Consider the following 10417-nt stretch of genomic DNA (forward strand, 5'->3'; position numbering starts at 1 on the left):
AGGCTGGCTGAACGAGTGATGAAAAGAGTGAATATCCAGCATGTGCTGGTGACGGAGGTGTATCAGTTTTAAATCGCTGCGAAGGCCAAAACTGTATCAGTTTTAAATCGCTGTTGACATCCAGCGACAAGTCATGCTCCTTGACGTCTCTGTGCGCGGCGGCATAAGTTAAGGCTGCCTTCAATACGTGCAAGCCAAGCACAGACAGCCCGTTCAATTCGATGTCAACGATTACAATTTCCGCCACGGTTAGTTCGCCAGGCCATTCGATACAGCGGCGTTGCTACATTCGGCTTCCAGGCCCTCCCACAGAATGGATGAGACGCGAAACGTCACTCCCCAATCAGTCAATACCAGCCGTTCGAACACACCAAAGATGCCTACCAGGACCAGCTTCTTGGGCTTCACAGACGTATCGTCTATGCGGACGGTGGCTGATACTCTACCCATCTTTAAAACCAGCTTTACCACGTGGTTATCCAGCGTGGCCAAAGGAACCAGCAAGAGCCTCCGAAAATCTCGCACAGACATTTTGTGCTCATGTTGGTCTGAGTTTAAGTGAGCATATGCGATTAAGACCCCGACCGCATCTTTAACCTCTTGAGGAAGCCCTGGGGTGTGGAGCTTGAGTGAAGCTACTATTGTCATATTCGATTCCATGGAATGTGAGCGTCAGCTTCGCTTCCTCATCAGCTATAAAAAAAGGTAGGTCCGAACGTCCACAATGAAGATTCTTGGTGCATCCTTGCCTCGCTTATTCAATCATCTACGCGGTGGCGCTAACGCAATCCAGCCGGCCGAACATAGCATGACTCGTGCAAGGAAAGCGGTGGAAATCAACGGCGGTTGGCAGGTTGCTTTTTGCATCGTATACGGAACGTTGTTTTTAGACGACTTTCATAGCTTGCGCTGCTTCTCGCCGTAAGAATCTAGCATTCGAAGTTCTGGCTTGGCGTTAGAGCACACCAAGGTGCGCAAATTAGCCACGGACATCATGCGTTGGCACGGTCCCACTGCTCTTTGCGACGCACTGACGTTCGAAAGCCAGATAGCTCCGCCAGTCAAAACCACACCAACACAAATTTGGTAAGTGACGTCTCGGGAGAAGGCCGGATAATTGTCGGCCGGCGCCCGTACAACGTCGAGATGGCTATGCATTCCTTCGCCGGCAACTTGTATTGCGCCTCTTTACTGATAATTGCTATTATCAGCAAAGATTTTATAGCGATATTACGCAGCAAGCCCGATCGCGGTCAGTACAACGCGAGCCCGGTAAGGCTGCTTGCATTTTTCTTTAGTTCAGGAACTCGACCTGCAAGCAGCTTACTGTCTACCACTTGAGCGTAATAGTTAGCAGCTAGGTCGAAGTCATCATCTCTGCTGTAGCGCAACAGCAGAATATCGTATCGGCCCAGCGCTATCATCGCGCTGATAAATGCCTCTCCTTATGCCCACTCGCCGCCGGCAGCGTCCGGGCTTTCGATTGGTTGGCGTACAGTTGTGCCTCCTAGCGGATAGGACATGACGAACTCACGCATGCGTTCTACGCCCCTGAAGGCAGCCCTAATACCCCTTCAATCCGCAATTCAGGCATAGCGGGAGCACGCTTCTGATGCCGCTTTACGACCGTCAACTTGATTGGAGCAAAAGGCTCACCAGCAGTTCCGACCAATATCCCATTCTTAGCTTTCAGCAGAGGCACTGCGTGCTTCAGGCCAGGGAAAGCAGCTTCGAACGAGAACGCGGACAGTAACACCAACCTTGGGCGCACCCTATTCAGCCTAACTATGAGGCCGACGCTCATTAGCAAGCTCTGATATTTGTATCGACTGTAAGGACCGGCTTGTACCAGTTTCGCGCACACATCCTCAACGCTCTGCCTTGGGGTAATTTTGCTAGAGAGGACAGCGCGGAAAATGCCTCGCTCTGAGCATCGAGTATGCAATAACGCGACTTGAGGGTTAGAGGCGGCCAGGGCCAGGACATTCTTGCCGGATGCAGAACGGGAGGTTCGAGCATTGGCTTTAGGGGTGTGAGCAGCAGGCATTTGAAACTCCTTGTTAAATTTGCAAAATTCAATACGAGCGATTTCGTATCGATTACAAAAACCAAATTGGTTTTGCCAACTGGTACAAGAAGGTCACGGAGCCAAAGAGCAAGCCGTCAACGAGGGCACATTTTTCCACAGGGAAATGTTTTTGTCAAGGCCACCTCACCTCGCACCGCCAAATACGCCCCATCACGGGAACAGGTGGAGTCGAAACCGCAAGCATAGAAGAGGAAGCCCCTCCGGAGAGGGGCTCTCGCAACGGCCATTGACTTAACCTCGGGTTGACGATACGCATGCGGAATGGATTGCAATTTTTGAAAAATTACTTTGATGGAACATTTTTGCATAATTTGAAATGAATACTCTCCAGCAGCATGCAAATTGCAGAATGCAGAATGCAGAATGCAGAATGCAGAATGCAGAATGCAAATTAGCTTCCGCTTTTTCTACCTCTATCTGTGGTAGAATTTACGGAAGTTCACTCGCCCATGGAGGCTCGCTTGAAACCTATGTTGCCTGGCATTCCCGACCTACGCCCCTCGTCCTTTTGTACGGTCACTGTAGACCCGGACGCCGTCGCGGCCCGTCTCTCAGAGCTTCATCCCACTTTGGACATGGTACTCCTCCGTGAGGTGAGTGAACATGGCTATCGCCGCCGTATTGAGGCCACCGATATGCACAGTAATACAGCCGCTGGCTCATTTCACTGGCATGAATCCATTTTCGCACTTCGGACGATGCTTTCAGAGCGAGGCTGGAAAAAAGAGGACTTGAAAAACTGTCCGCTTATTGTCTCTCCGGACCGTACCATCGCAATTTCTTTGATGACGGGGGACAATGAAACTGGATGGCCTCAAGGCAACCCTAGTAATCAAGCCCAGAAAGGTGCGGTGCTTGAAACAGCAGTAGCGAAAAATCAGCAGCAACTCAAGCTTTTCGATGCAAAGTACGTTTCGACCAAACTGTCTAATCGACAGGAAGCGACCCAGCTTTGGGTCGTCCTCTACCACGTTGCAGTAGGCACGAGTGGAAACACCGAAATTCGCATGGAAGTTTCCTTTCCTTCGCAATTCGAGAAAAAGCGTATCGTAGGTTGGCGAGAGCGTCTCATTCTTGCTCCTATTGCACCTAATGGCGATGGTGTTGCACAGCGCGATTTGCCGACCGCGCCGATTGATGTGCCAATCGAACGACGAACTGGAACTTAAGTTTTTAATAATATGATTTTTTTTAACCCTTCCAGACTGAGATTCGCTCGCATGCGTCGGGGTTTCACTAAGGCCCGGCTCGCTAAGGAGCTCGGGCTTCAAGTCCGCTCGATTCAAGGTTACGAGACCGGAGAATACGCGCCCGAGCCTGATAAGCTTTCAGGGCTCAGCGTAATTCTTCGATTTCCAACCGAATTTTTCGCAGGCGACGATTTACCAACAATTGCACCTGAAACTGCAAGTTTCAGGTCGATGTCGAAAATGTCTGCGACGCTTCGCAATTCAGCGCTAGGCGCAGGTGTAACCGCGTTTTTGCTCAACGAATGGATAGAAGCGCGCTTTCACCTACCGGAAGCTGACCTTCCTGACCTAAGTGACCTGTCTCCAGAAGAAGCCGCTGCAACGCTACGGCGAATTTGGGGCCTTGGTGAGGCTCCAATAGGCAACCTTATTCATCTTTTGGAGGCAAAAGGCATTCGTGTGTACTCTCTCGCGATTGAAGCCAAAGAGGTCGATGCTTTTAGTGTATGGCACTCCGGCCAGCCGTTCGTATTCCTTAATACTTTTAAATCGGCTGAACATAGCCGCTTTGACGCAGCCCACGAGTTAGGGCATTTGGTGAGAGACCGACATACCATGTTGCACGGGGCTGCGCACAGCCCGGAGATGGAGCGGGATGCTAATGCGTTCGCTTCGGCATTGCTGATGCCAAGAGCAAATGTCGTTGCCCGTGGAAGTGGATTCATAACGCTAGATAAGCTAACCCAACTAAAACAAAATTGGGGAGTTTCGCTGGCGGCGCTCGCATATCGAATGAACCATTTGGGTCTTTTCTCGGAATGGACCTACCGGAATCTGTGTATTCAAATTGCAAAGAACGGCTATCGAACTTCCGAACCTAGCCCCATGCGACCTGAATCCTCTCAGGTTCTACGCAAGGTATTTGACGCGCTTCGTTCAGACGGAATAACGCGGGCGAATTTGGCAAAAGAACTGCACATAATACAGGACGACATAGACAATTTAACTTTTGGGCTTATTCTCTCGAATGTCTCTCGTGCCCCAATAAACTCTAACGTCAAAGACACTCGCCGCAGCCTTTGAGCTGGAACACATTTGGTACAAGTTCGGAACTAGGAGGCGCTTGTGTGGCACCGCAATTAACGGTCTGCCGCACGCCCTCCTTCTATGATTGGCATCAAGGGACCTCGCAATTACTCCCGCAACATGGCGTTACGTCGCCGCCTCTCATCCACCTGGCGAATCTCTCGAGCATTTTCGAGCTGCTCCTCCGACGATTCCGGAATCTCAGCGAACCACTTCGTCCACCGGTTGGCTAAAGCGTTCAGAGAAATTTCATCGGTATGCCCACGTCGTAGTAGAGGCTCAACAAGCCTTACGAGTTCTGGCGCCACTTCTTTTTCCTCCATAAGACGTTTTATTATCCACAAGTACAAATCTACCAATTCCAAACCGTAGCTTTTCGTTCCCGCTGAAAATTCAATAGGAATATTTGGAACAGCTGAAAAGTCCGCCAAGGGTAGCCCTGGGCCTGTTTCAATTTGGACCTTACTTGCTGCGATGAAGTAGTTGTGAAGGTTATTCTGTGCCTGATTGAACTGGCTTTGCCGGTCTACTACAATTCGCACGGCTTTGCTATTAGTCTTTTTAAGCCTCGATGCAATACCCAACATGACAGACTGAAAGCCAATGACATTCGGCATCACAGACAGCTTGTCATGTTTGGTCTTCGCATTGTACGAGAGCTTGCCAGGGTGGTCGGCTGCCCACGTCAGTGCATCTCCTAGTAATTCCCGCGAACGCGCGTCAGGCAAACGATGCAACCGTTCACGCAGCGCTCTGCAAACTTCCGAGACCAACTTCTCGCACTTGCCATCGTTAGCTTCCAGCCGCGCTTCCCACGCTTTTTTCGCAAGCTCCCCATCAAACAGGGACGCGACTTTAAGCAACAGCACGTATCGAAGCGGAGTCCAGTACCCCGTCCATGTCATCGCAGGATTCATTCCTTGGTCAAAAACTTGGTCGAAGAAACAAATGACGGCGTGGTCGGGTTTCGCAATTCGGTAAAGGTCAAATCGAAGGTCTAGGACTGTCTGCAGTTTGAGCAATTGCGGTGCAATCGCAACGAGACCTCCGTTCCCCAACTCCGTGGCGTGCAGTCTGCCGACAGAAAGCTGTTTTCGCATGCGCTGGATGGCATCTGCGGCAATAGCGTCGATGTTCAGCTCGCTACTTAAAACGCCGTAATAAAGCATTGGTTGAGACTCATCGAACAAATTAGGTCCGGTATGCCCACTCTCATCGATAAAAAAGTGCATGTAAGTCCATTATAGAGTAATGCGCAAATAGTACGTCAATATGTGCTTACTTGGCAATTTATCTTACTTTTTGAAGATTTGCCGTACCAACGTTAAATAACAGACGATAAAATTTTCAATACCCGAAAAAATATACGTATTTTTGTGACGACTCAGCTTCAAATGTTATTAAGAGCCGCTAACACAAGCCTCAATCGGGCCGTCGCCTCTCGGCTGGACGGAACTCCAGCAGACGGGCCCGTACCTCTGCACGAGTGGACGCAACTGGTCTAAACGTGGCGTGCCAGGGCCGTCCGCCTCGAATGCGCTCCAACAGCCCCTGTTCAGCTAAATGATTCAGGAAGTTAAACGTAGCCTCAGAATATTCGTTGAGGTTGTTAGCAGTGCTGTATAGGGCGCTTGCCTTGTGCAAGCCTGGGAACATCCTGCGAATCCAAAACGCTGCTTGTTGAGCAGTTATCGGCCCGGTCCCGGACATGCAGAATTTTGCGAAAACGCCGGTCTGCCACAGAATGGCTGGCATCGGGCCGTACGCACTCTGCCGAGTTACCGCTTGCATGAGGTGCACTGGTAACCGCGCTGGCGACACCCCAATCCAATGGCAATGAAGAGCCAAGCGCACTTCCCTGCTGAGGTTGTGGAGCAGCGCAGGCATTTCAGCTATTGGCGTAACCTTTAGCTTGGCAACAAGGTGTACGACATTGGCCGTTGTAGCCCTCGAACTGGCGTCGGCAATCATGCGCGATGGAATATTGCTATTGGACGTAATCGGTTGTTTCGACGGCGGCTGAATCTTGGTCATTCCGAACGCGTTTTCCAGCTGATGAGTCAAGCGGCTCTGATAGGCTGGCTGATATCGGTTTTGCAGCCAAGCCCAGCGTGAAACCTGCCGCAAAGCAGCGTTCAAGTTAGCCGACGAAGTCGTTACTGGTAGGTCGCTCAGGTCAACTTCAACGGTCGAAAAAGGTAGGCGTTTCAGCTTTTCTAGTTTGTCTGAATCGACCGCATGCCGATAAAACACCTCAACGGCCAGAAAAAAGCTGTCGGTATCCGATATAAGAACGTCAGGGACGATGCCCACGTGTTGATGGGACTCCACCTCGGCACGTTTGACGTCTACGTCATAAGTAGGCAGATATTGCCAATGCAGGCTATGACCGGTCCCGTCAGGTGTGTGGTACCGTCCCTCTACTATGAAGCCAGGCAGCCGCAATCTGCCCATTTTGGCGACCTGCTCCTTGGCGTAGCGGTGCACTAGAGACTCGGGCGTTGGATTGCAATTTACCTCCGATGCTTCGTGGGCAAAGAAGTGCGCGAGTATCTCTCCCTTCTTAGCAACAAGTGGACGGCCGCAATTGTAACAAGTGCAATTGCAGGCCTGCCCGCGGTCGGCGTTATCGACATGAATTAGTTCGCCGTCGCGTATGCCATACAGAATCTGTGGCCCGCTCATTTTTAGTTCGCCTCAAATATATTGGTCATAGGAAACCTTACATTACCATCTATAGCGTCGAGATATTCTGGCTCGCCGGGGGCTGGGTGGGACGGCTATCACCCCCGACGAGTTCAGGACATGGGCGAAGCCAAAGGCGATGGCATTGACTTTATGACAATAAATACGTACAGTTCGGCAATTAAATGGAGGTTTGATGACGCGGACAGGTTACGCAGTTTTGGCAGTTGTCGGGTTGGTAGCAGCATGCTCGAAAGCCCCTCCGAAGGAAATACCAGTATTGGCGGCGCCAACCGCAGTTACTATCGCTGCACCGGTTCCGTTAAAACCCGTGCTCGCTGCAGCAATAGCCTGTGTCACTGACTGTAAGACCCTTTACGACTCAAAAGCGGATGAGCCAGCGCCTTTCGACCTCGCGCTTCCCCGGAAATTCGGAGACTTGCTATCGAATTCGACTATCCGAGCAAAGTACGAAATAGCAGTGAAGTCGCTGCCGCCAGAATTGCAGGAACCATTGACGAAAAGAGCTGGAACCACGGCGACGGGCAGCCTATCGTCCGTTGTAACCAGAGGCGGGGGCCAAGTCTACCTGTACGGCCTGGTAAGGTTTGACCCGCCGGGCAAGCAGCGTAGCTATGCTGACATCGCTGTGGACCCTCTAACCAAAGAGGTGGCCATTCTCATGCGGCCGACTTCAGACCTAGACCAATACTACCTTACGGGTCCTGACCAGCTGCGGGCCGCTCTACTGCTCGAAGCAGCAGCGGGAGACATTCGCTCGGCAAAGCAGGAGCTACGACGCGTACAGACCCCCTCGGACCCGACTGATTGGAACGCAGACTCGTTCGTGCTTCCATTCGACAGCAGCCGAGCGGCACAGGTCTCCACTAGGCTGACGTATTTGAATACGAAATATGAGGGCGACCGGCTGGCTAACGTCGCCTCACCCGCGGAATGGATTGAGGCGAAGAAGATTCAACAGGAAGCTACTTGGTACGCAGCCGACCTAAACTTCTCGAAGTGCATTTCAACGATGTCGCCGGCTGAGCGTATCTCTCTTATCCAGGATGCAGGAGTCCGGGCTGTGACAAAGGACCGGACCGATGCCTCTGGCCGACTTTTGGAAGTTGAAGTGTCTTACGACGAAGGGAGTCGGGAGCGATACTTCCGCTATTTCAAGTCCATAGCGGAATGCGATGCATCGCTAGCTCGCAATGAATCCGTACCTGACCGCTATCGTTAAAAGACTGGAAATGAACGAAATATCGCTGCGGTATATCTGGCAGCTGCACCAATGTGGGCGCGATGACCGTTACCCTGGTCTCCGCACAAGACAACAACTGGCTATTCAGGCCTTGCCTGCCTGGACCGCCTGAATCGCTCAAGAGCCTCGGCTACAGCCTCTTCGGGAGCCCGTGGAATGATGTTAAGCGGTATTACAACCTCGCAGTCGACCGGCTCCGCACCTTCAATTGACAGTTCTACAAGACGATTTCCTACAACGCTGTGGAAGTAACGCGTGAAGTCCTCGACGTCTTCCTCGCTGATTTCGACCCCGGTGCGCATACCGCTTTCATCGAGTAAGGTATGCAGGCGTCCATTTGCGACGTCCATCGCGAACGCCAGCACTATGGTGCCGCGCGCGCTCAACGCGATGAACTTAACAACTCCGTCACCGCTTTCGCTTGGCACCAGCTTCATCACCTGAAACTGCCGTGCAGGCGGGTCAGGCCACAGTCGCAGCGACACCGCCGCGCCGTTGAGCTCGCCCAGGTCATCGGCGCTCTCGAGGTGGTCACCAGCTTTCAGTGCAGCTACCGACTCGCGAGGCATCAGCGCATACCAGGGCGCTAAGCGGTCACGGGTATTGTAGAGGGCGCTTTCATCAGGTACCCCAGCATCAAACTTGATGTAGCGGTTTGCCAGCGCCTCAATGATGTCTAGGTCAGATGCAATACGCTTGCGGTCAGCGGGGATGTCTGGGTCAACGATATTGCCGCCCACGCTTGCGTGAGCCACGGCACAGCGTCCCGACGCGAACAAGTGCTGATTAACGTTTATACCCTGGCTGCGCAACTCATTGATACGCGCCACGGCTCGCTCTTCGGTAATAAGGGCTAAGTTTTGCTCAACCCAGGCAATCCGCGCGTTTGCCTGAAACTGACTTTCGATGACCTTGAAAAAGGATAGGAACGAGTACGGTTCGTGCACGTGCTTCAACTTGCGTCCTTCACGCAGAAATGCGAGCGCCTTGCGTACCTGGTCGTCCTCGATGACGGGCATGTGATTGCAATCGAAAGTCCTGGTCCCTGCCTGCAACAGTGTCTGGTGGGAGTTACCAGCGGAGTACCGAATCATGCGTGAACCCCAAATCTGGCCCGTAATGTCAACGTACCCGCGCTTATAGAAGCCAAAAACAGATGTAAAACGATAGAGGTGCGACAAGGCTTCATCAACCTGGTCCCGGTTAGCAGGCGTGCTAATGCACGGAGTAAGGCGGTGCCCGTCCTCTTGCCTAGCTCCATGGAGCAGGTATTCGTTACCGTCGTATTCAACCCATACGTCATCTTCAGGCCAAGCTATGGATGAGGTCACGCCCGCCGTAAGCCAGCCGAAGCGACCAGCGACCTTGGCTAGGGCATCGTCTCCAAAGAGATGTGGGACGTAGGGTGTCTTCATAACTCAACATGATACTCTGGCAATCTCATCACTGTCGTTTACGCTCAAACCACGCCCCGAGCTTAGGTCGGCATGCTTAGCTCAAAGAAGGTCGAAGTTCAAATAACGATGGTTTTATCGACACATCCCAATTCATCGCTCGCAGGCCGAGCTATACCCGCTTAGATGTCCAACATCTACTTCACAAATCAACGTTTGGAAAAGGGTGTGCAATGGAAGTTATTGGATACGCTCGGGTGAGCACAATCGAGTAAACGCTCGACCTGCAGCTGGACGCGCTGCAGGTCGCAGGAGCAGTCTGCATATACAAGGATAAGGCAAGTGGAAAAACGGCTGACAGGCCTGAACTCGTTCATTGCCTGAAAGCGCTGCGCCATGGCGACACGCTGGTCGTATGGAGGCTGGATAGGCTAGGGCGAAATTTGCAGGACCTAATTCGTATCGTCAATGACCTGGAAGAGCGTGGCGTCAAGTTCAGGTCTGTAATGGAGGCTATTGACACCGGGGGGCTCGGCAGGAAAACTTGTATGCCATATGTTTGCGGCTCTAGCAGAGTTTGAACGAGGCCTGGCGGTCTCAAGTATCAAGTGCAACACCGGGTTAATGAATCGAATCGGCCTGCAATTGTAGCCGAGCCATGTGTTCGGTATAAACCACCAGAGGCGACTTCCATCCGAGCGTTTCCCGT

7 protein-coding genes and 1 pseudogene are annotated in these 10417 nt (G+C 52.1%); 3 read left to right on the forward strand and 5 right to left on the reverse strand.

The genetic code is table 11. The features are described 5' to 3' along the window. The coding region (locus ACP7EY_RS23405) for a hypothetical protein (protein ID WP_426197661.1) at nt 1-247 on the reverse strand (247 nt) is incomplete at its 3' end. Nucleotides 248-249: 2 nt separating this feature from the next. Further along, on the reverse strand, nt 250-648 hold the full coding sequence (locus ACP7EY_RS23410) for a hypothetical protein (RefSeq protein WP_426197662.1): 399 nt from the start codon (nt 646-648) through the stop codon (nt 250-252). Nucleotides 649-2550: 1902 nt separating this feature from the next. On the opposite strand from ACP7EY_RS23410, the gene ACP7EY_RS23415 reads away from it, so the two are divergent. Beyond that, on the forward strand, nt 2551-3258 hold the full coding sequence (locus ACP7EY_RS23415) for a hypothetical protein (protein WP_426197663.1): 708 nt from the start codon (nt 2551-2553) through the stop codon (nt 3256-3258). A gap of 12 nt (nt 3259-3270) precedes the next feature. Next, nucleotides 3271-4362, forward strand: coding sequence for a helix-turn-helix domain-containing protein (locus tag ACP7EY_RS23420; RefSeq protein WP_426197664.1), 1092 nt, complete (start codon nt 3271-3273; stop codon nt 4360-4362). 110 nt (nt 4363-4472) lie between these two features. Here ACP7EY_RS23420 and ACP7EY_RS23425 read toward each other — a convergent pair whose 3' ends face one another. The 3 genes from ACP7EY_RS23425 to mauJ form a co-directional block, all read right to left on the reverse strand. Continuing rightward, the gene (locus ACP7EY_RS23425; protein ID WP_426197665.1) at nt 4473-5597 is read right to left on the reverse strand and encodes a DUF3800 domain-containing protein; all 1125 of its coding nucleotides are present in this window, start codon (nt 5595-5597) and stop codon (nt 4473-4475) included. Nucleotides 5598-5787: 190 nt separating this feature from the next. Beyond that, nucleotides 5788-7050 (reverse strand): hypothetical protein, encoded by a 1263-nt coding sequence (locus tag ACP7EY_RS23430; protein ID WP_426197666.1) that lies wholly within the window; start codon nt 7048-7050, stop codon nt 5788-5790. A 1344-nt stretch (nt 7051-8394) separates the two neighbouring features. After that, nucleotides 8395-9333 carry a methylamine utilization protein MauJ gene (mauJ, locus tag ACP7EY_RS23435; protein ID WP_426197667.1) on the reverse strand — a complete coding sequence of 313 codons (939 nt, stop codon included), beginning with the start codon at nt 9331-9333 and terminating at the stop codon, nt 8395-8397. A gap of 659 nt (nt 9334-9992) precedes the next feature. Between mauJ and ACP7EY_RS23440 the strand changes: the two are divergent. Further along, nucleotides 9993-10299: pseudogene (locus ACP7EY_RS23440) on the forward strand (recombinase family protein); the annotation flags it as partial. Between the last annotated feature and the right edge of the window lie 118 nt (nt 10300-10417).

It is taken from the genome of Massilia sp. DWR3-1-1, assembly GCF_049898325.1.
GTDB lineage: Bacteria > Pseudomonadota > Gammaproteobacteria > Burkholderiales > Burkholderiaceae_D > JAFCUW01.

Excerpts from the sequence above, each read along its gene's own strand:
- ACP7EY_RS23410 (WP_426197662.1), bottom strand. The coding sequence starts at position 648 with ATGACAATAGTAGCTTCACTCAAGCTCCACACCCCAGGGCTTCCTCAA.
- ACP7EY_RS23420 (WP_426197664.1), top strand. The coding sequence starts at position 3,271 with ATGATTTTTTTTAACCCTTCCAGACTGAGATTCGCTCGCATGCGTCGG.
- ACP7EY_RS23425 (WP_426197665.1), bottom strand. The coding sequence starts at position 5,597 with ATGCACTTTTTTATCGATGAGAGTGGGCATACCGGACCTAATTTGTTC.
- ACP7EY_RS23430 (WP_426197666.1), bottom strand. The coding sequence starts at position 7,050 with ATGAGCGGGCCACAGATTCTGTATGGCATACGCGACGGCGAACTAATT.
- mauJ (WP_426197667.1), bottom strand. The coding sequence starts at position 9,333 with ATGCCCGTCATCGAGGACGACCAGGTACGCAAGGCGCTCGCATTTCTG.